Genomic DNA, 20,696 nt, shown 5'->3' with positions numbered 1-20,696 from the left:
TGGAGGGGTGCCCCTCTCCGACCGCGATCGCGCCATCCTGGCGTTCGAGACCGAGTGGACCAGGCACGCGGGTGCGAAGGAAGAGGCCATCCGCGCGCAGCTGAGCCTCTCGCCCGCCCGGTACTACCAGCTGCTGGGCCGCCTCATCGAGACGGCCGATGCGCTCGAGCACGATCCCATGCTCGTCAAGCGGCTGCGCCGCATCCGGGACGCCCGCGCGCGGACACGGCTGGAGCGTGCCGCCCGGTAGCATCGTGGGGTGGCGAAATCGACGTACCCCAGGGATCGCTTCGACGACCTCCCGGCGGACGCCGGCCGGATCGGCGCCCATCGTGCCGAGAACCCCCGCATGAACGGCTGGGTCGTGATGATCTGGGCTGTCGTGGCCACCGTCGTGCTGGTGGCCGCCGGCATCCTCGGCACCCTCCTGGCCACCGGGCGGATCGACCTGTTCCCGGCCCCCGAGGCGACCGTCGCCTCGACCCCCGCGCCGGAGATCACGCCGGTGCTCGACCCGACCTACACGGTGCTGGTGCTCAACGCCACGTCGCAGGACGGTCTCGCCACCGAGGTGAAGACCGAGATCGAAGCGGCCGGCTGGGCCGCGGAGGACGTGCTGGCCAGTGAGGCCAGCCAGGACGACTTCGAGACGACCACCGTCTACTACGCGTTCGAGGAGGACGCCGCGGCCGCCGCAGGACTCGCGGATGTGCTCGGCGGCGCCCTCGTCGCCCAGAGCGACCAGTATCTCCAGACGGCCGCCGGCGAGGGCGACGAGCAGCCCAAGCAGCTGACGGTCGTGCTCGGCATGGACCGCGTCGAAGAACCCTGATTCCGGGGCGTGTTTCGCGCCGGTAAACACTTGGATGCGGCCATGTCAACAGTTCCGCATCTGGCGCGAAGCGCGGATTCTCCCTGCATACGATGACGTTGTCGCACCAGCAACAGGAGATTCGCATGACCCAGGGCACCGTCAAATGGTTCAACGCTGAGAAGGGCTTCGGCTTCATCACCGCAGAGGGCCAGGACGTCTTCGTCCACTACTCGAACATCGACATGACCGGCTTCCGCGTCCTCGAAGAGGGGCAGACCGTCGAGTTCACGGTCGGAGCCGGGCAGAAGGGCCCGCAGGCCGAAGCCGTGCGCGTCGTCGCCTGACACGGCGCGGCTCTCGATATGCTCCGCGGGTGACCTCCCGACCCCTGCGCCGCAGCGCACTCGTCGCACTCGCTCTGACCGCCGTGCTGCTGGCCGGCTGCACCGGTGCGCCGGAGGCGGCCGTGACGTCGGCGACACCGTCGCCGACGGCGACCGAGACGCCCACTCCGACGCCGACCCCCACACCGACGCCGAAGCCGACGACCGGCAGCTCGCCGCTCACGGGCGAGGAGGTGGCGCTGGGGAAGATCACCGGGCCGTCCCTGGCCGCGAAGATCGACAACCACTGGGACGCTCGCCCGCAGTGGGGGCTCGACCACACCGACATGCTCTACGAGGAGCTCGTCGAAGGCGGGCTGACGCGGTACGTGGCGGTGTGGTTCTCGGATGTGCCGAAGGAGATCGGGCCGGTGCGCAGCATCCGTCCCATGGATCCGGACATCATCAGCCCGCTCGGCGGGATCGTGGCCTATTCGGGCGGCAAGCCCCAGTTCGTCGCGATGATGCACGACACCCCGGTCCACAACGCGGTCCACGGCGGCGCGGACGACGAGTACATGTTCCGCTCGAACGCGAAGTACGCGCCGCACAACGTCGTCGTCAACGCGCGGGAGCTGCGCGCCGCGTACAAGGACATCGACCCGCCGCAGCAGCAGTTCGCGCACGCGAAGATCGCCGAGACGGCATCGGCGACCGTGTACGGGACGCCGGCGAAGGGCATGGACGTGGCGTTCTCGCCCGTGTCCGCCCGCGGCTGGCGCTGGAACGCGCACTCGGCGACGTACCTGCGCACGCAGGACGGCAACAAGGACATGGACTCGGCGGGCAAGCAGCTGCGGGCCACGAACGTCGTGGTGATGCAGGTCGACATCGACTGGTCGTACGGAATCGTGCCGCGCACCGTCATGGTCGACTCGGGGAAGGCCTGGGTCTCCACCGGCGGCAAGGTCGTCAGCGCCACGTGGTCGAAGAAGAGCAAGACCGCGCCGATCACGCTCACCAACGAGCACGGCGTGGACATCTACCTCGCTCCGGGCAACACCTGGATCGAGCTGGTTCCGACGAGCGGCTCCGTGAAGGTCGTCCGCTGACCCACCGCCCTCGCGGCGGCTTGCACTCGACTGGGGCGAGTGCCAGAATGAATTAGCACTCACTCTTGTTGAGTGCTAATGACTGATCCAACGTCCGGGAGGGACGACACACACATGGCAAAGATCATCGCTTTCGATGAGGAAGCCCGCCGTGGCCTCGAGCGGGGCCTCAACATCCTCGCCGACGCCGTCAAGGTGACCCTCGGCCCGCGCGGCCGCAACGTCGTGCTCGAGAAGAAGTGGGGCGCCCCCACGATCACGAACGACGGCGTCTCGATCGCGAAGGAGATCGAGCTCGACGACCCGTACGAGAAGATCGGCGCGGAGCTCGTCAAGGAGGTCGCCAAGAAGACGGATGACGTCGCGGGCGACGGCACCACCACCGCCACCGTGCTCGCTCAGGCGCTCGTGCGCGAGGGCCTGCGCAACGTCGCCGCCGGCGCCGACCCCATCTCGCTCAAGAAGGGCATCGAGAAGGCCGTCACCGCCATCACCGACGAGCTGCTGGCCTCGGCCAAGGAGGTCGAGTCGAAGGAGCAGATCGCCGCGACCGCGTCGATCTCCGCCGCAGACACCTCGATCGGCGACCTGATCGCCGAGGCGATCGACAAGGTCGGCAAGGAGGGTGTGGTCACCGTCGAGGAGTCCAACACCTTCGGCACCGAGCTCGAGCTCACCGAGGGCATGCGCTTCGACAAGGGCTACCTGAACCCCTACTTCGTGACCGACCCGGAGCGTCAGGAAGCGGTCTTCGAAGACCCCTACATCCTGATCGCGAACCAGAAGATCTCGAACATCAAGGACCTGCTGCCGATCGTCGACAAGGTGATCCAGGACGGCAAGGAGCTCCTCATCATCGCCGAGGACGTCGAGGGCGAAGCCCTGGCCACCCTGGTGCTGAACAAGATCCGCGGCATCTTCAAGTCGGCTGCCGTCAAGGCTCCCGGCTTCGGCGACCGTCGCAAGGCGCAGCTGCAGGACATCGCGATCCTCACCGGCGGCCAGGTCATCACCGAGGAGGTCGGTCTCAAGCTCGAGAACGCCACCCTCGACCTGCTCGGCCGTGCGCGCAAGGTCATCATCACCAAGGATGAGACGACCATCATCGAGGGTGCCGGCGACGCCGCGCAGATCGAGGGTCGCGTGACCCAGATCCGCCGCGAGATCGAGAACACCGACAGCGACTACGACCGCGAGAAGCTGCAGGAGCGCCTCGCCAAGCTCGCCGGCGGCGTTGCCGTCATCAAGGCGGGCGCGGCCACCGAGGTCGAGCTCAAGGAGCGCAAGCACCGCATCGAGGACGCCGTTCGCAACGCGAAGGCGGCCGTCGAGGAGGGCATCGTCCCCGGTGGTGGCGTGGCCCTCATCCAGTCCGGCCGCAAGGCGCTGGCCAGCCTCGAGCTGACCGGTGACGAGGCGACCGGCGCGAACATCGTGCGCGTCGCGATCGAGGCCCCGCTCAAGCAGATCGCGCTGAACGCCGGTCTCGAGCCGGGTGTCGTCGCGAACAAGGTGGCCGAGCTGCCCGACGGTCACGGCCTCAACGCCGCGACCGGCGAGTACGGTGACCTGTTCGCACAGGGCATCATCGACCCCGCCAAGGTGACCCGCTCGGCGCTGCAGAACGCAGCCTCGATCGCCGGCCTGTTCCTCACGACCGAGGCCGTCGTCGCCGACAAGCCGGAGAAGTCGGCGGCTCCGGCCGGCGACCCGACCGGTGGCATGGACTTCTGATCCAGCGCTCGTCGTAGCAGTTCAGGAAGGCCCCTCTTCGGAGGGGCCTTCCGTCGTCGGTGGGGGTTCGTGTCGGCGGATGTCCGGCGGACCGAACTCAGAGCGATGGGTGTCGACACTCCCATGGCGGATGCCGGCGCCCGGCGTGTCGGCGACGATCTCACTCGGTTCTGCTCGCCACCCCTGCGCCGTCGGCCCAGAGTGCGCCGAGGATCGCGGCCTCGACCAGGTCCCAGTCGTGCACGACCATGGCGTAGTCGAACCGCAGAGTGCGGTAGCCCCAGGCCGCCGCATGGGCGTCCCGCACGAGATCCTTGTGCCGGTGCGATGTGTCGTCGTGGTTGTCCCTGCCGTCGACCTCGATGATCAGGCGATCACCCACGAGGAGATCGACCCGACCGACGCCGAACACCTCCGCCTGCGTGCACACCCGCAGTCCGTGCCCCCGCAGCCGCCAGCGGACGAGCGACTCCAGCCCGCTGTCGGCATCGGATCTCGCCAGGCGCATCGCGGCGCGCGCTGCCTCGTTGGTGTGCGTGTGCAGCCACTGGTGGCCCTCCGCGGTGAGGAGCCGTTGACGCAGCGCAGACTCGAGGGCCACGAAGAACTCCTCGACCCCACGGCAGGACAGGATCTGCCGCAGCACTCTCGGAACCGACGGAGTGCCGAAGGAGTCGACGGGCGGACCGTCGTCCCAGTGCTCCGTGCACCCGCACGGCGAGGGCAGTCGCGGATGATGACGACGGCCGTTGCGATGCATCCAGACGTGCACGTCGGCACTGTCATCGAGCACCCACAGGCCCAGATGCCTGGCGGCGCTCACACATCCGAGCACCCCGCCGTGCGCGACCGCCTCGGTGAGCGGGAGGCAGGCGCCCGCACTCGCATAGACCCCGCGGCGCAGCATCCGCCAACGCCCGTCCTCGACCGCGGAACTGATCGCTCGGCGACTCATCCCCGTGGCGCGGAGACGCCCGAAGGACTGCACGGAGTCGCCCGCGGAGCACATGCCCACAACCCTGGCCGGGGGTGAGGCAGAGGAGGGGGCGGCCGCTCGATCGGTGGACGTCTCAGAGGGCCGGCCCTCCTGAGGAGGAGCGGCTGGCGGAACCGAATCGCGAGACATTCGCGGCGACGCGCCGAGGACGGATGCTGCCCCGCGGCGTGTCGCGGACGATCTCTCTCATTCGTGCTCGCGCGGGCGGCGTCACTCCTGGGGGGAGGGGGAGCCGGGCTCGGGCACGCGCAGTCGGCTCGTCCAGGCGAACAGACGCTCCACGGCCAGCGACGCTGCCACGCCGATGAACGCACCCGACAGCAGCAGCAGGAGCTGCATGAACGTCTGACCCGACGGGTCGGTCCAGCGGGCGAGTCCCTCGCCGAGCTGGAACTGCTGCGCGAGCCCGGCGTACGTGAGCGTCCAGGCGACCGAGTCGACCCACTCGTGCTCACCGTCGCCCTCGACGGTGACGCTCGTCGCCTCGACCACGTCGCCGGCCGGGGTGACGGTGAGGTCGAGCAGATCGTTCGGACCCGCTTCCAGCACGGCGGTCAGCGTCGAGTACCGGCCGGGGTCGACGATCGCGAAAGACACCGCGGGGTCGACGATGCCGCCGGTGAGCATGTTGATGGCGGGGCTGCGCGACGTGCTCTGGCCGGCCAGCGCGGTCGACCACTCGCGCACGGGGTGGCCGCGGATCTCGACGACATCGGCGTCGATCGTCATCACGAAGAGCTGACGCGCGGGCAGGCCGTCCATCGCCGCGCTGTCGCAGGCGGCCTCGTCGCCGTCCTCGGCGACCTCGACGCCATCGGGCAGCGCGAGAGCCTCGAGCCGGGCATCGCAGGCCAGCGAGATCGCGATGCGCGCCCGGGTGGCGGCCGGGAAGTCGGCCGGCACCATCGTGCCCGGAGACGCCATCGCGGCGCTCAGCAGCACATCGCCGTCGCGCTGGAGGCGCCAGGTCACCTCGACCGCCGCATCCTCGGTGCCGGTGGCGACCGAGACGGTGTCGTTGACCGTGACACCGAGGTCGACGGTGGGGACGGTCGTGGCGGCGAGCCCCATCCAGACGCCGACCGCGCCGATCGCGGCCACCGCCGCAGCCGACAGTGCGACGCCGATCCTCCCGCGGACGCTCACGGGGGAATGCTAGCGGCCGCGCGCCGGCCGGGTGGCTACTTCGGGACGGCGAAGATGACGACCCAGTAGTGGCCGTAGGGGCCGCCGTGGACGTATCCGACGCCCACGCCGCGGTAGGACTTGCCGAGGATGTTGGCCCTGTGACCGCTCGAATTCATCCACGCTCTCATGACGGACGACGCCGTGGGGTAGCCGGCGGCGATGTTCTCGCCCGACGATCTCCAGGTCGCCGTGCCGATCTTGGCCATGCGCCACGTCGACGTGCTGTGCTTGAAGATGCCGTTGGTCGCCAAGTGCTTCGCCCAGGTCTCGGCCGCGGATCGCAGGGATGCGGTGACCTTCAGCTTGGGCAGGCCGGCGGCGGCGCGCTTCTGGTTGATGAACGCCGTGACTCTCTGCTCGGGAGTCGTGCCACTGGTGGCCGAGACCGCGAACTGACTCGTGAGCGCGCCCGAGGCGGGGGTCGAGGCGGCGGATGAGGCGGGGGCGACGGGCGGTGCCGCGGCGGCGGAGGTCGCGGCGGAGCCGGCGACGAGGGTGACGGTGAGGGCGAGCGCGCTGAGCGCGCGCAGGGGCGTGGTGGGGAGGCGCACGAAGACTCCTGTGCGGTCGGGGGACGCACCCGCGGGGCGACGGGCACATTCCACGGTAGCCACGACCACCGCCGGATCCCGGCCTCGATCAGGAGAATCTCACGCCCTTCTCACGCGAGCGGTCACCGCGAGCGGGCTCCGCGCACGCTCATCGGAACAGGCTCATCGACGCCTGCTCGGCGTCGGCATACTGCCTGCCGGCCACGCCGAGTGCGGCGTTCACGCCCACGATCGCCTCGTCCACGTGACGCTGCGCGGCGCGCCACTGGTCGACGACGCCCTGGAACGCGATCGAGGCGGCGCCGGTCCACGTGGACTGCAGCTGCGTGAGCTGGGCGAGCATCGCCTGGTTCTCGGACTGCACGCGCTCGATCGTGCCGCGCATCGCGGCGGTGGTGGTGAGGACGGCGTCGCTGTCGACGGAGTAGACGGCCATGGCGGATCTCCTGTCTGGAAGGTGATCAGCCCACGGTACGAGCGGGCGGAGTGCGCATACCCCCGAACCGGGATGCTGCGCACACCCCCGTGCGCGAGCCCCGCTGGGGAGGAGTCAGCCCTCGGCAGGTAGCTGCGGTCGCGGGATCGGCTGGGTCTCGATGAACAGGTGGTCGGCCGCATCCCTCGTGTGATCGAGCGGGAAGGACACGCGGAAGGTGGCGCCGCCGCCCGGGGTGTCCGACACGGCGACCGCTCCGTGCAGCGCCTCGACGATGGAGGCGACGATCGACAGGCCGAGGCCCGTGCCGCCGGTCTCGCGCGCCCGTGAGGTGTCGGCTCGCCAGAAGCGCTGGAAGATCTTGTCCTTGATCTGGTCGGGGACGCCCTCGCCGTGATCCGCCACCTCGACCCAGCCCATGCCGGCCTCCGCATCCACCCCGATCCGCAGCTCGATGGGCGAGGTCTCGACCGTGAACCGACGGGCGTTGCCGAGCAGGTTCGCGACGACCTGCCTGATCCGGTTCTCGTCGCCGAGCACGACAGGGGCGAGCACCGGAGGCACCGCGACCGGCTGCGTGATGGGTGCGTGCGCGGTGGTCTCGTCCGGCGCCGGCTTGCGGCGGCGCAGGATCGACAGGGCCTCGCCGGCGCGGGCGATCGGCGCGGCCCGCCTGCGCGGCGCGGTGGTGGTCGGCACGGCGGTCGGCGAGACGCGGGAGGGCTGCGCATCGCGCGCCGTGGTGTCGATCACGGTGACCGGGCGCTGCGGGGAGGCGGCACGGACGTCCAGCGCCGCATCGCGGGCGACCGGGCGCAGGTCGACGGGCCCGATCACGACGTCGCGACGCTCGTCGAGGCGGGCGAGGGCGAGCAGGTCCTCGACCAGGAGGCCCATGCGCACAGCCTCCTTCTCGATGCGCTCCATCGCCTGGGAGACGTCCTCGTCGGAGTCGATCGCTCCCATCCGGTACAGCTCGGCGTAGCCGCGGACGGTGACGAGCGGGGTGCGCAGCTCGTGGCTGGCGTCGCCGATGAACCGGCGCATCTGCTGCACGGTCGAGTCGCGCTGGGTGATCGCAGCATCCACCCTGCCGAGCATCGTGTTGATCGCCGCCTTGAGTTTGCCCACCTCGGTGCGCGGCTCGATGTCGGTCATGCGCTGGCTGAAGTCGCCCGCGGCGATGGCCATCGCGGTGGATTCGACCTGACCGAGGCTGCGGAACGTCAGGGTCACGAGCCACCGGGTGAGCAGGGCACCGGCGAGGATGATGACGAACGCCAGGATCAGGTAGATGCCGATGTACGTCGCGACGATCCGGTTGACCTGCGAGGTGGGCTGGGCGATCAGCTGGGTGTAGCCGATCCCGGTGCCGGCGACCTCCTGCGCCGACACGCTCGCGTGGAACGGCGCCCCGCCCTCCGCGCTCGGCAGGTTGAACGGCTCGACGCCCTGCTCGATGGTCTTGGCGAGCGGGTACGACTGCGGGAAGACCGGGGGCATCTCGCTGCCGTCGCCGCCGCCGGTCGCGAGACGCTCACCGGTGGGGCCGTAGACGGCGATGAAGAACTCGACGGCGGCCGCCGACTCCTTCGGGGTGAAGGTCAGCTGTCCGCCGTCGACGCTGATGTCGAACAGAGAGGTCGTCACGTCCGTGCTGGCCGCCTGCATCAGCTGCGCGTCGAGGCTGTCGATCAGGGTGGAGCGCAGGAACGCCATCGTGCCGAAGCCGGCCGCGAACACGCCGACCGCGAGCAGCATTACCGTGACGCCGGTGACCTTCGCGCGCAGGCTGATGCCGCGCCACCACCGGGTGATCGCGTCGCTCTTGCCCACATGGGCGCCCACGGCCACGGATCAGGCGGGCTTGCCGGCCTTGAGCATGTAGCCGAAGCCCCGCTTCGTCTGGATCAGCGGCTCGGTGGAGTGCGGGTCGATCTTGCGCCGCAGGTAGGAGATGTAGCTCTCCACGATGCCCGCGTCGCCGTTGAAGTCGTACTCCCACACGTGGTCGAGGATCTGCGCCTTGCTGAGCACCCTGTTGGGGTTGAGCATGAGGTAGCGCAGCAGCTTGAACTCGGTGGGGCTGAGGTCGATCGACGCGTCACCGACCAGCACGTCATGCGTGTCCTGATCCATCGTCAGCTCGCCCGCGCGGATGATCGACTCCTCGTCGGCCTGCATCGTGCGGCGCAGGATGGCCTGGATGCGGGCCACGATCTCGTCGAGGCTGAACGGCTTGGTGACGTAGTCGTCGCCGCCGGCGTTGAGGCCGGTGATCTTGTCCTCGGTGTCGTCCTTCGCGGTGAGGAACAGGATCGGGGCGGTGTATCCGGCGCCGCGGAGGCGCTTGGTGACGCTGAAGCCGTTCATGTCCGGCAGCATCACGTCGAGCACGATCAGGTCGGGTTCCTCTTCGAGGACGGCCGAGATCGTCTGGGCTCCGTTGGCGACGGCCCTGACCTGATAGCCGGCGAAGCGCAGGCTCGTGATGAGCAGGTCGCGGATGTTCGGCTCGTCGTCGACGACGAGGATGCGCGGTGCGGTCATGCCCTCATTATGGCGACCCTTTCCCTGCGCAGGCTGGATATCGCACGGAGCGGTCGACACCGGGGCGCCCGCCGCCCTACTGTCGGGAGCACGGCGACCCCTGAGGAGGCACGGTGCTGGCGGTGATGGCGATCGTCAACAGGACGCCGGATTCCTTCTACGACCGCGGGGCCACGTTCGCCCTGGACGCCGCGGTGGCGGCGGGCGTCGCCGCCGCGGAGGCGGGCGCCGGATACGTGGATGTGGGCGGCGTGAAGTTCGCGCCGGGACCCCCTGTGCCCGTTGACGAGGAGATCGCGCGGGTCGTGCCGGTGGTGCGGGAGCTCTCGCCGATCGTGCCGGTGAGCGTGGACACGTTCCAGCCCGCGGTCGCGCGGGCGGCCATCGCGGCCGGGGCCACGGTGATCAACGACACGACCGGGCTGCGCGACCCCGAGATGGTCGCGGTCGTCGCCGACAGCGACGCGAGCATCGTCATCGCGCACAGCCTGGCGCCGCCGCGCACCTCCTACCCGCAGCCGCAGTACGACGACGTCGTCGCCGAGGTCCGCGAGGCGCTCCGCAGCCGCAGGGAGGCCGCGCTCGCCGCGGGCATCGCGCCCGACCGGATCATCCTCGACCCCGGTCACGACCTGAATAAGAACACCCTCCACTCGCTGGAGCTCACCCGCCGGCTCGGCGAGCTGGCCGATCTCGGCTCGCCCCTGCTCGTGGCGCTGTCGAACAAGGACTTCGTCGGGGAGACGCTCGACCGGGCGCGGGGGGACCGCGTCGCCGGCTCGCTCGCGGCGGCGGTGTTCTGCGCGCTGCAGGGCGCGCGGATCTTCCGCGCGCACAACGTCCCCGAGACGGTCGACGCGCTGCGGATGGTCGAGGCGATCCTCGGATGGCGCGAGCCCGCGTACCTCCGCCACAACATGCGACCGGAGGGGAACGACTGATGCCGACCCGCGACGAGCTCTTCGCCGCCTACGCCCTGGCCGATCGCACCACCCCGCGCGTGCGGATGAACTTCGTGCAGAGCGCGGACGGCGCAGCGACCATCGACCGTCGCAGCGGAGGTCTCGGGGGTCCGACCGACCGGGAGCTCATGACGGTGCTGCGCACGATGGCGGACGTCGTGCTCGTCGGCGCGGGCACGGTGCGGGCAGAGGGCTACGGCGGCATCCGGGTGCCGGAGGCGGATGCTGCCTGGCGCCGGGAGCGCGGACTGCCCGCGCAGCCGGCGCTCGCGGTCGTCAGCGGCGACCTCGGCCTCGAGCCGGGCGACGGGGTGTTCACGCGGGCCGAGAGCCGGCCGATCGTGATCACCCGTGCGGAGGCGCCGCAGGCGCGCCGTGCCGCCCTCGCGCAGGTGGCCGACGTGTGGGAGTGCGGCGCAGCATCCGTCGATCTGAACGGGATGCTGCGCGCCCTGGCCGCGCGCGGCCTCACGCAGGTGCTGTGCGAGGGCGGGCCGCACCTGTTCGGCGCGCTGCTCGACGCGGGCCTGGTCGACGAGGTGTGCCTGACGATCGCGCCGCGCGCGGTGGGGGGCAGCGCGGGGCGGATCGCCCGCGGAGCGGAGGAGGCCGACCGGCCGCTGCAGCTGCTCGGCGCGATCACCGACGACGAGGGATTCGTCTTCCTGCGCTACGCGGCGCAGGCCCGCGCGTAGGACATCATGGAGGGATGACGACGCCCCCGCTCGCGCCGCCCGTCGCGGTGCCCCTGCTCCCGCCGGACGCGACCGAGGGCGGGCTCGCGTTCCACCGGCTGGTGTTCGCGCGGCGTCGCTCCGGATGGTGGACGCCGCTGGTCGTGGGACTGCTCGGCGCCGCCCTGTACCTGGCCATGCTCGTCGTCGTGACGCTGGGCATGTTCCTCCTGATGCTGTGGAACTCCGGCGTCGCCGATTCGTTCCTGCGGATGACGTCCGGCGCTGCTGTCATCTTCGACCTCACCGATCCGCTCATGCTCGCGTTCATGCTGGTCACCATCGTGCTGATGCTGCCGGCCTACGTGCTGGCCTCGCTCATCGTGAACGGCCGCAGACTGGGGCTCATCTCCTCGGCGGCGGGCCGACTGCGCTGGGGCTGGCTGCTGCTGTGCACCGGCATCGCGGTCGTCGTCATGCTCGTCGTCTCGGGGCTGTCGCTGCTGCTGCCCGCCGATGCGTCGGGCGATCCCGGCTCGGTCGTCGCGCCGAGCGACAACCCGCAGCTGTGGGTCTCGCTGGCCGTCATCCTGCTGCTCATCCCGCTGCAGTCGGCGGCCGAGGAGTACGTGTTCCGCGGGTACCTGCAGCAGGCGATCGGACGCTGGCTGCGGCATCCGCTCTTCGCGATCCTGCTGCCGGTGCCCCTGTTCGTGCTCGGCCACCTGTACGACCCGCTCGGTCAGGCCGGCGTCGCGGTGTTCGCGGTCGTCGCGGGCTGGCTCACCTGGCGCACGGGTGGGCTCGAGGCGGGCATCGGCCTGCACATCGTGAACAACCTGCTCGCGTTCCTGCTCGCCCTCGCCGGGCTCGGCGACGTGAACTCGAGCTCGCCGGGTGTGGCGGGCCTGCTCGTCTCGACCGTCACGGTGGTCGGGTACGCGGTGGTGGTCGAGCTGGTGTTCCGGCGGTCGCACATCCACCGCACGCTGCTGCTGCAGGTGCCCGCGCCGCAGCCGGTGCCCGCGCCGGTGTCCGAGGTGCTCACCCCGGCGGTCGCGGAGGGCGACGGGATCGACGCGACGACGCCGCGCTGACCGTCGCGAGATAAGGAGAAGACGCGGGCGGAGGAGCGTCTGGCCACCTGCGCCCCTCCCGTCGCCACATCTCCTTGTCTCGCGACACGGGGGCAGCGGGCGGGATCGACGCGACTACGCCGCGGTGATCGACTCCGCGTCGAGGATCGTGTAGCTGTAGCCCTGCTCGGCGAGGAACCGCTGACGGTTCTGCGCGAAGTCCTGATCGACGGTGTCGCGGGCGGTGAGGGTGTAGAAGCTCGCCGTGTTGCCCGACTCCTTCGGACGCAGCAGGCGCCCGAGGCGCTGGGCCTCCTCCTGGCGTGACCCGAAGGATCCGGAGACCTGGATGGCGACGGACGCCTCCGGCAGGTCGATCGAGAAGTTCGCGACCTTCGAGACCACCAGCAGCGAGATCTCGCCGACCCGGAACGCCTGGTACAGCTCCTCGCGCTCGTCCACGGGCGTGGCGCCGGTGATCTTGGGAGCGTTGAGCGCCTCGGCGAGCGTGTCGATCTGGTCGAGGTACTGGCCGATCACCAGGATGCGCTCACCCTCGTGCTTGGCGACGAGGTCGCGGACGACCCGGATCTTCGCCGGTGCGGTCGCGGCGAGCCGGTAGCGCTCCTCGTCGGCGGCCGCGGCGTACTCCAGCCGGTCGCCGGCGGGCAGGTCGACGCGCACCTCGTAGCAGGCGGCGGGGGAGATGAAGCCCTGGGCTTCGATCTCCTTCCACGGCGCGTCGAACCGCTTGGGGCCGATGAGGCTGAACACATCGCCTTCGCGGCCGTCCTCGCGGACGAGGGTGGCGGTGAGCCCCAGGCGGCGCCGCGCCTGCAGGTCGGCAGTGAGCTTGAACACCGGCGCGGGCAGCAGGTGGACCTCGTCGTAGACGATGAGGCCCCAGTCGAGCGCGTCGAGGAGGGCCAGGTGCGCGTACTGGCCTTTCCGCTTGGCGGTGAGGATCTGGTAGGTCGCGATCGTGACCGGCTTGACCTCCTTGGCCTGGCCGGAGTACTCGCCGATCTCCTCTGGTGTCAGCGAGGTGCGCTTGAGCAGCTCGTCGCGCCACTGCCGCGCGCTGACCGTGTTGGTCACCAGGATCAGGGTGGTGGTCTTCGTGTCGGCCATCGCGCCGGCGCCGACGAGCGTCTTGCCCGCGCCGCAGGGGAGCACGACGACGCCGGATCCCCCCTCGGTGAAGGTGTCGACCGCGTGGCGCTGGTAGGGCCGCAGCGACCAGCCGTCCTCGGCCAGATCGATCGGATGCGGTGTCCCGGGCGTGTAGCCGGCGAGATCCTCGGCGGGCCAGCCGATCTTCAGCAGCTCCTGCTTGATGTGACCGCGGGCCCACGCGTCGACGATGTAGGTGTCGGGGGAGGGGTGGCCGATCAGCAGGGGCTGGATGCGCTTGTTGCGCGAGACCTCGGCGAGCACGGGCTCGTCGCTGGAGCGGAGCACGAGGGTGCCCTCGTCGTCGCGCTCGATGACGAGCCGGCCGTAGCGGCCGACGCTCTCACGGATGTCGATCGACACGGACGGGGGCACGGGGAAGCGCGACCAGCGCTCGAGGGTCGCGAGCATGTCTTCGGCGGCATGTCCTGCGGCGCGCGCATTCCACAGGCCGAGGCGCGTGATGCGGTACGTGTGGATGTGCTCGGGAGCGCGCTCGAGCTCCGCGAACACCGCGAGCTCGTGCCGGGCGGACTCGGCGTCCGGATGGGCGACTTCGAGCAGCACCGTCCGGTCGCTCTGCACGATGAGGGGACCGTCAGCCATAACGGTCAATCCTATCGGCCTGGGGAGGCCGGGCGGCGCTCAGGGGACCGGACGCACCGCGACGATGCTCGATACCGGCAGCGTGCGCTCGACGTCGGCGGCACGATCGCGTCCGCGCAGACGGCCGCCGCCGAGGCCGGTCGCCTCGACCGTGAAGGCGCGCTCCGCGCCGTCGGGCATCCGCACCGCGACGACGATGACGGAGCGCGAGCGCACCGCCTGCTCGAGCTCGCGGGTCAGCCACGCCGCGTCCGTGTCGGCGTCGTCGCCGCCGCGCAGCCGCTCGATGAGAGGGCCGTACAGCTCGACCGGCGTCGGGATGGGCGCGCCGGACCCGGGTGCGACCCGGCGGTGCAGCGCCTCCGGCTCGCCGTCCGGGTCGAGGGCGACCACGGGGTAGCGCGCATCGGCGAGCGCCCAGTAGACGGAATCGCGCGAGACCCGCGACAGCAGCGCGTCGCCGACCGGGATGAGTCCGAGCGCCCGCAGCGCCTGGTCGACCGCGATCGTCTCGCGGAGTCCCGAGTCGGCGCTGGTCACCTCGGTGCGCCCTGAGACCTCGTCGGCGCGCACGCGCACCTGACCGTGGCGGGCGGCGGTGCTCTGGATGAGGTACTCCAGCGGCTGCGGGATGCCGGTGAGCGACAGCGACGCCAGGAACGCGCGGATCGACCCGGCGGTCTCGCCCTCGGTCATCCCCGCGCCGATGGTGTCGGCGCTGAACCGGTACGTCGAGGCCTGCGCGCGCGATTCGCGGCGGGCGAGCCCGCGCAGGCGCAGATCGAGCGCGGGCACGAGCGGCCCGGGCGCGATCGCGGTCAGGTCGGCCTGCAGGTACACCCGGTCGATCTCGGCGGGGAGGTGTGCGCTCAGCATCCCGGTGTCCAGTGGAGCGCCCGTGCGGAGGGTGCGCGTCCATTCCGGTTCCGCCGCGTCGTCGGTGAGCAGGCCCCACCGGGTCGCGATCGTCCGCTGCTGCGCGGCGAACGCCGGCCAGTCGGTGCGCAGCGGATACGCCGCCACCCAGGATCCGACCGGCAGGATCTCTCCGGAGGGCGTGCGCACGCCGTCCGGAGCGCCGTCGCGGAGCGCCTCGACGACGACCCGCCAGCGCTCGGAGGTCGAGGACTGCAGCCACGCCTCGCCCTCGGGCGTGACGCGCCACTCGCGCTCGGTCGGGCTCAGCAGCCCCGCGATGGCGGCGGACTCGATGAGGTCGTCGAGCTCGTCCGGGGTCGACACCGCACCGGCCTCGACCAGTCGGCGCCGGTCGACGGCGCTCACCGGACCGGCCCCGGTGCGCACGAGGGGCAGGTGCGAGGCGGCCAGCAGCACGTCGGCGAGGGCACCGGTCGTGGTGAACGCGCGCTCGGCGGCTGCCGCGGCGTGCTCATCGTCGGCGAGGGGCGGCTCGGTCGGCTCGTCCGTGGGCGTGAAGGCGTCCGGGCGCGTCTGCCGGGCGACGGCGAGACGCAGGGCGACGGCGGCGTAGGGGGCGCCGGTCTCGTCGGCCAGGGCGAGGCGGGTCGTCGCGGGCGACGACGCGGTCCCGTCAGCGAGGCTCCGCAGCGCGGTGCGCGGGAGACGGGCCAGCGCCCGGTCGACCGAAGGGGCATCGAGCAGCGCGGCGGCCGTGTCGAAGAAGTCGCGCCAGGGTGCGGCGGGCGACATGCCCCGCTCGGCCAGAGTGCAGGCGAGCGCGACGTCGTCCTGGCCGGACAGCCAGGTCGCCAGAGCGCGCTCGTCGCTGACCACTCAGGTGCCCTTGTTCGCTCGTGCCCTCCGCACGAAGCTCATGATGAGCACGGTCACGAGCAGGATGAAGGCCACGATCGGCGCGATGTAGACGAGCACGCCCAGGAACGGCCACACGCCCGTCGCGAAGTCGGCGCCCGTCGCGGAGCCGATCATGATCGCCAGGAAGGCGACGATGGACAGCAGAAGCAGACCCAGCGACATGAACGCCAGGATGCGGTCGATACGGCGGATCGGGACGTCCTCGCCGGGGGTGCGCGTGCTCATCCGGATCAGCCTATCGCCTGGGGTCCTTCGTCGGTGCGTGCCGGTAGGCTGGAGGGAGGGACGCACCGGTCCCGAATTCCGTCATGCCCGCCGTTCGCGGCGGCGCGATACCCAGCGAGGTCTCCATGCCCACCGGCAAGGTCAGGTTCTACGACGAGGAGAAGGGGTTCGGCTTCATCACCACTGATGACGGCCAGGACGTCTTCCTGCACGCCACTGCCCTCCCCGCAGGCACGCCCGCCCTCAAGCAGGGCACCCGTCTCGAGTTCGGCGTCGCCGACGGCAAGCGCGGCCTGCAGGCGCTGTCGGTGCGGGTCCTCGAGGCCCCGGTGAGCCTCTCGAAGCGCTCTCGCAAGCCCGCTGACGACATGGCGATCATCGTCGAAGACCTCGTGAAGCTGCTCGACGGCATCGGGGGCGACCTGCGCCACGGACGCTACCCGAGCGGCTCGCACGCCAAGAAGGTCGCCGCCGTGCTGCGCAAGGTGGCCGATGAACTCGACGCCTGAGCCCGACCCCGTCCTGGTCGCCGCGCGCGACCTGGCGCTGGCCGCGCTGAGCGAGGTCACGCCGGCCAGCTCCATCGGCGAGCCGGCCGACTACCGCGTCGAAGACGACGGCGTCGTCTCGCTGCGGTTCCACAACCGTCTCCCCGGCTACCCGGGGTGGTACTGGACCGTCTCGCTCGCGCGGGTCGAGGATGCCGAGCCGAGCGTCCTCGAGGTCGAGCTGCTGCCGGGCGACGGCGCGCTGCTCGCACCCGAGTGGGTGCCGTGGGCCGAGCGTCTGGCCGACTACCAGGCCGCGCAGGCGGCGCAGGCCGAAGCGGATGCTGTCGACGGCGATGACGAGGGTCTCGCCGACGACGAGCTCGACGATGACGAGCTCGACGATGACGACCTGGACGATCTGGACGCGGCCGACTTCGATCAGGACGGCTCGCCGATCCTGCACTCCGGCGATGTCGACGGCGTCGACATCGACGTGCTCTCCGACGAGCCCGAGGACGATGTCGACGAGGTCGACGACGCCGGCTTCGCGGACGACGAGTCGGAGGATGACGCGGACGACGACGACGAGTCCGAGGACTCCGACGACGACGACTCCGACGACGAACACTCCGACGACGAAGAGCCCGAGGGCGACTCAGCCGACGAGGACTGAGCCGCCGCTCAGCCCGCGACCGTGAACCGCGCGGTCAGCAGGTCCTCGTCGCGCGACGACGCTCCCACGAGCAGCTCGAACGTCCCGGCTTCCACGATGCGGTTGCCGGCAGCATCCACGATCGTGCACTCCGCCACCGGCAGACGCAGCTCGACCGTCGCGCTCTCACCGGGTGCCAGATCGACCGTGCGGAACGTCTTGAGCTCCTTGTCGGCCCAGCTGACCGACGTCACCTCGTCGCGCACATAGACCTGCACGACCTCGCGCGCGGGGCGGCTGCCCGTGTTGCGCACCGTGACCTCGGCGCGCACGACGTCGCCCTTCACCACCGTGGGCTGCGGGATGCGCAGCTCGGCATATTCCACGCTCGTGTACGACAGGCCCTCGCCGAACACGTGTGCGGGGCTCTGCGTGAGGTCGGCGTAGCGGTCGCCGTGCTGGCCGCGGATCTGGTTGTAGTAGGTCGGCTGCTGGCCGACGTGCCGGGCGAACGAGATCGGCAGGCGGCCGGTCGGCTCGATGCGGCCGAGCAGCAGCTCAGCGATCGCACGGCCGCCCTGCATGCCGGGGCTCGCCGCCCACACCAGCGCGGCGGCGCGTCGCACCGACTCGGGCAGCACGAGCGGCTTCGAGGCGAGCAGCACCACCACGAGCGGCGTGCCGGTGGCCACGAGCGCCTCGAGCAGGGCGATCTGGCCGCCGATGAGCTCGAGCGTGGCCGTCGAGCGGCCCTCGCCGACCAGCTCGATGCGGTCGCCGACGACGGCGACCACGACGTCGGCGGCCTCCGCGGCCGCGACGGCCTCGGCGATGAGCGCCTCGTCGGGCTGCGTCGGCACGACCACCTGCGGGCGGGGCTGGCCGTCGGGGAAGAAAGCCCCGGCCGGATCCTGCTCCAGGGTGAGGATGTCGGAGCCGCGCGCGTAGTCGACGCTCCAGCCGGCCGGCACCTCTGCACGGAGTCCGTCGAGCACCGTTGTGATCATCTCGCGCGGGTGCCCGTCGGGCAGCCAGTCCGCCTGCCCGGACGAGCCGGCCCAGTCGCCGAGCTGCGTCTGCGCGTCGTCGGCGAGGGGCCCGACGACCGCGATCCGCCGAGCCGGCGCATCCGCGAGCGGCAGCGTGCCGTCGTTGCGCAGCAGCACGAGCGAGCGGCGGGCGGCCTCGAGGTTGAGGTCGGCGTGCGGGGCGCTGCCGACAACGGCGGCGATGCGCGCCACGTCAGGGTGACGCGGGTTCTCGAACAGGCCGAACTCGAACTTGAGCGTGAGGATGCGCGAGACCGCCTGGTCGAGGTCCGACTCGGCGAGGAGCCCCTGCTCGATGGCGTCGAGGGCGCCCTGGTAGAAGCCGGGGGTGGTCATCACCATGTCGTTGCCGGCCTTGACGGCCGCGGCGGCCGCGTGCGCGTAGTCGGGCTGCACCTTCTGCTCCCACACCATCCGCCCGACGTTGTCCCAGTCGGTGATGAGCGTGCCGGTGTAGCCCCATTCGCCGCGCAGCACGTCGTTGAGCAGCCAGTCGTTGACCGTGATCGGCACGCCGTCGGTGGTCTGGTAGCCGAGCATGAACGTGCGGCAGCCCTCGCGGGCGACCCGCTCGAACGGCGGCAGGAACCACGAGCGGAGCTTGCGGCGCGAGATGTCGGCCTCGCTCGCGTCGCGGCCGCCCTGCGTCTCTGAGTAGCCGGCGAAGTGCTTGGCGGTCGCGAGGATCGCGTCCTGGTCGTCGAGGCCACCGCCCTGGTAGCCGCGCACCATGGCCGAGGCCAGCTCGCCGATGAGGAACGGGTCCTCGCCGAAGGTCTCGTCGACACGGCCCCAGCGCAGGTCCCGCGCGATGCACAGCACCGGCGAGAACGTCCAGTGCACGCCCGTGGCGGCGACCTCGACGGCGGTCGCCCGCGCCACCCGCTCGAGCAGATCGGCGTCCCACGACGCGGCCATCCCGAGCTGCGTCGGGAAGATCGTCGACCCCTCGAAGAACGAGTGACCGTGGATGCAGTCCTCGCCGACGAGCAGCGGGATCTGCAGGCGCGTCTGCGCGACGAGATCGTGCGCGCGGACGAGGCGCTCGGGGGACGTGTGCAGGATCGAGCCGACATGCTGGCGGAGCACCTGGTCGTCGAGGTCCTCGCGGGCGTCCAGCTGCATCATCTGACCGACCTTCTCCTCCCGCGTCATGTGCGAGAGGAGGTCGGCGACCCGCTCGGCGACGGTTCGTGTCGCGTCGAGGTAGGGGGCTTCGGTGATCACTGATTCTCCTGGGGGGATGCGGCAGGCACGGTGCGGACGGCCGTGACGGTGTCGTTGACGTTCATGCCCTTCTTCTTCAGGGCGCGAGCGCGCTCGCCGGCGGAGCGCAGGCGGGGGTTGACGTACTCGTCGATGCCGAAGTTGATGAGGGAGAGGGCGACGCCGATCGCGGCGATGCACAGGCCGGGAGGCATGAACCACCACCACTGACCCAGCCGGAAGGCGCCCTGCGCGCTCGCCCAGTTGAGGATCGTGCCCCAGTTGTAGGTCGTGACCGGGATGACGCCGATGTACGACAGCGTGGTGAGGGCGATGATGGCGGCCGTGACCGTCCCCACGAAGCTCGCGGCGATGAGCGCCATGAGGTTGGGGAGCATCTCGACGGTGATGATGCGACGCAGCGGTTCGCCGTTGGCGCGTGCGGCCAGGACGAAGTCGCGGCTGCGCAGAGACATCGTCTGCGCGCGCAGCACGCGGGCACCCCACGCCCAGCCGATGATGCCGAGCACCGCTGCGATCAGGATCAGCGGCGGATCCTCGAACATCGTGGACACGATGATGATGAGCGGGATGCCGGGGATCACCAGGAACACGTTGGTGACCGCCGAGAGGGCCTCGCTCCGCCACCCGCGCAGATAGCCCGAGCTCACGCCGATGACGATCGCGATGATCGTCGCGATGAACGCGGCGAGGAAGCCGACCACGATGACGCCGCGCGTCCCGTGGATGACCTGGCTCAGCACGTCCTCGCCGATGTGCGTCGTGCCCAGCCAGTGCGCGGCCGACGGCGGCTGGAACCGCGCGGTGTTGTCGACCTTGGTCGGCGAGTACGGCGCGAGCACGTCGGCGAAGATCGCGACGAGCACGAAGAAGCCGAGGATCATCAGGCCGGCGATCGACTTCCGGTTGCGGAACATCGCGAAGGCGTTGCCGAGCCTGGTCCAGAAGGTCGGCCGCTTGCGGAGGTCCTTCGCGGCGGGCGAAGGGGTGCGCAGGGTGGCTGTGGCCGGCGTGTTGGCCGGGAGCTGCGCCGTGGTGTCGTTGGCGATGGTGTCCATG

General features: G+C 70.9%; 21 protein-coding genes. 10 read left to right on the top strand and 11 right to left on the bottom strand.

From position 1 onward, the window contains the following. Positions 1–7: 7 nt before the first annotated feature. From Microterr_RS09955 to groL, 5 genes are all read left to right on the top strand, one after another. The gene (locus tag Microterr_RS09955; RefSeq protein WP_263798103.1) at positions 8–250 is read left to right on the top strand and encodes a DUF3263 domain-containing protein; all 243 of its coding nucleotides are present in this window, start codon (positions 8–10) and stop codon (positions 248–250) included. 9 nt (positions 251–259) lie between these two features. Continuing rightward, positions 260–832: a LytR C-terminal domain-containing protein gene (locus Microterr_RS09950; RefSeq protein WP_263798104.1), complete on the top strand. Its 573-nt coding sequence runs from the start codon at positions 260–262 to the stop codon at positions 830–832. A gap of 125 nt (positions 833–957) precedes the next feature. After that, positions 958–1,158, top strand: coding sequence for a cold-shock protein (locus tag Microterr_RS09945; RefSeq protein WP_263798105.1), 201 nt, complete (start codon positions 958–960; stop codon positions 1,156–1,158). 29 nt (positions 1,159–1,187) lie between these two features. Then, positions 1,188–2,249 carry a DUF3048 domain-containing protein gene (locus tag Microterr_RS09940; protein WP_263798106.1) on the top strand — a complete coding sequence of 354 codons (1,062 nt, stop codon included), beginning with the start codon at positions 1,188–1,190 and terminating at the stop codon, positions 2,247–2,249. A 114-nt stretch (positions 2,250–2,363) separates the two neighbouring features. After that, positions 2,364–3,983, top strand: a complete 1,620-nt coding sequence (gene groL / locus Microterr_RS09935) for a chaperonin GroEL (protein ID WP_263798107.1) — start codon at positions 2,364–2,366, stop codon at positions 3,981–3,983. A gap of 160 nt (positions 3,984–4,143) precedes the next feature. Here groL and Microterr_RS09930 read toward each other — a convergent pair whose 3' ends face one another. The 6 genes from Microterr_RS09930 to Microterr_RS09905 all read right to left on the bottom strand — a co-directional run bounded on the left by Microterr_RS09930 (position 4,144) and on the right by Microterr_RS09905 (position 9,705). Beyond that, complete coding sequence (locus Microterr_RS09930) at positions 4,144–4,992, bottom strand: type IV toxin-antitoxin system AbiEi family antitoxin domain-containing protein (protein ID WP_263798108.1); 849 nt, start codon at positions 4,990–4,992, stop codon at positions 4,144–4,146. A gap of 198 nt (positions 4,993–5,190) precedes the next feature. Next, positions 5,191–6,126, bottom strand: a complete 936-nt coding sequence (locus tag Microterr_RS09925; protein WP_263798109.1) for a hypothetical protein — start codon at positions 6,124–6,126, stop codon at positions 5,191–5,193. A gap of 35 nt (positions 6,127–6,161) precedes the next feature. Beyond that, complete coding sequence (locus Microterr_RS09920; protein WP_263798110.1) at positions 6,162–6,719, bottom strand: CAP domain-containing protein; 558 nt, start codon at positions 6,717–6,719, stop codon at positions 6,162–6,164. Positions 6,720–6,867: 148 nt separating this feature from the next. Further along, a complete protein-coding gene (locus tag Microterr_RS09915) occupies positions 6,868–7,155 on the bottom strand; it encodes a WXG100 family type VII secretion target (protein WP_263798111.1) in 288 nt (95 codons plus the stop codon). 114 nt (positions 7,156–7,269) lie between these two features. Then, a complete protein-coding gene (locus tag Microterr_RS09910) occupies positions 7,270–8,916 on the bottom strand; it encodes a sensor histidine kinase (RefSeq protein ID WP_263798776.1) in 1,647 nt (548 codons plus the stop codon). A gap of 96 nt (positions 8,917–9,012) precedes the next feature. Next, the gene (locus Microterr_RS09905; protein ID WP_263798112.1) at positions 9,013–9,705 is read right to left on the bottom strand and encodes a response regulator transcription factor; all 693 of its coding nucleotides are present in this window, start codon (positions 9,703–9,705) and stop codon (positions 9,013–9,015) included. A 125-nt stretch (positions 9,706–9,830) separates the two neighbouring features. On the opposite strand from Microterr_RS09905, the gene folP reads away from it, so the two are divergent. From folP to Microterr_RS09890, 3 genes are read left to right on the top strand one after another with little or no spacing between them, the layout of a single operon-like run. Next, positions 9,831–10,646 carry a dihydropteroate synthase gene (gene folP, locus Microterr_RS09900; RefSeq protein WP_263798777.1) on the top strand — a complete coding sequence of 272 codons (816 nt, stop codon included), beginning with the start codon at positions 9,831–9,833 and terminating at the stop codon, positions 10,644–10,646. Continuing rightward, positions 10,646–11,362 carry a pyrimidine reductase family protein gene (locus tag Microterr_RS09895; RefSeq protein ID WP_263798113.1) on the top strand — a complete coding sequence of 239 codons (717 nt, stop codon included), beginning with the start codon at positions 10,646–10,648 and terminating at the stop codon, positions 11,360–11,362. Before folP ends, Microterr_RS09895 begins: the two co-directional genes overlap by 1 nt. A 14-nt stretch (positions 11,363–11,376) precedes the next feature. Continuing rightward, positions 11,377–12,438: a CPBP family intramembrane glutamic endopeptidase gene (locus tag Microterr_RS09890; RefSeq protein ID WP_263798114.1), complete on the top strand. Its 1,062-nt coding sequence runs from the start codon at positions 11,377–11,379 to the stop codon at positions 12,436–12,438. 114 nt (positions 12,439–12,552) lie between these two features. On the opposite strand, the gene Microterr_RS09885 is transcribed toward Microterr_RS09890, so the two are convergent. From Microterr_RS09885 to Microterr_RS09875, 3 genes are read right to left on the bottom strand one after another with little or no spacing between them, the layout of a single operon-like run. Further along, positions 12,553–14,196 (bottom strand): DNA repair helicase XPB, encoded by a 1,644-nt coding sequence (locus Microterr_RS09885; RefSeq protein WP_263798115.1) that lies wholly within the window; start codon positions 14,194–14,196, stop codon positions 12,553–12,555. A gap of 39 nt (positions 14,197–14,235) precedes the next feature. Then, the gene (locus Microterr_RS09880) at positions 14,236–15,951 is read right to left on the bottom strand and encodes a helicase-associated domain-containing protein (RefSeq protein ID WP_263798116.1); all 1,716 of its coding nucleotides are present in this window, start codon (positions 15,949–15,951) and stop codon (positions 14,236–14,238) included. Then, positions 15,952–16,218 carry a multidrug ABC transporter ATPase gene (locus Microterr_RS09875; RefSeq protein WP_263798117.1) on the bottom strand — a complete coding sequence of 89 codons (267 nt, stop codon included), beginning with the start codon at positions 16,216–16,218 and terminating at the stop codon, positions 15,952–15,954. A 125-nt stretch (positions 16,219–16,343) separates the two neighbouring features. Between Microterr_RS09875 and Microterr_RS09870 the strand changes: the two genes are divergently transcribed. Together Microterr_RS09870 and Microterr_RS09865 are read left to right on the top strand one after the other, a co-directional pair. Next, positions 16,344–16,727: a cold-shock protein gene (locus Microterr_RS09870; protein ID WP_263798778.1), complete on the top strand. Its 384-nt coding sequence runs from the start codon at positions 16,344–16,346 to the stop codon at positions 16,725–16,727. After that, entirely contained in the window at positions 16,711–17,382 is a 672-nt protein-coding gene (locus Microterr_RS09865; RefSeq protein ID WP_263798118.1) for a DUF3027 domain-containing protein, read from the top strand. Before Microterr_RS09870 ends, Microterr_RS09865 begins: the two co-directional genes overlap by 17 nt. Positions 17,383–17,390: 8 nt before the next feature. Here the strand turns inward: Microterr_RS09865 and Microterr_RS09860 are convergent, their stop codons facing one another. Beyond that, entirely contained in the window at positions 17,391–19,634 is a 2,244-nt protein-coding gene (locus tag Microterr_RS09860; protein ID WP_263798779.1) for an exo-beta-d-1,3/1,6-glucosidase, read from the bottom strand. Beyond that, positions 19,634–20,695 carry an ABC transporter permease gene (locus Microterr_RS09855; RefSeq protein ID WP_263798119.1) on the bottom strand — a complete coding sequence of 354 codons (1,062 nt, stop codon included), beginning with the start codon at positions 20,693–20,695 and terminating at the stop codon, positions 19,634–19,636. Before Microterr_RS09855 ends, Microterr_RS09860 begins: the two co-directional genes overlap by 1 nt. Position 20,696 lies beyond the last annotated feature (1 nt).

It is taken from the genome of Microbacterium terricola (assembly GCF_027943945.1).
Classification (GTDB): domain Bacteria; phylum Actinomycetota; class Actinomycetes; order Actinomycetales; family Microbacteriaceae; genus Microbacterium; species Microbacterium terricola.
This window is presented reverse-complemented; position numbering and strand designations above follow the sequence as displayed.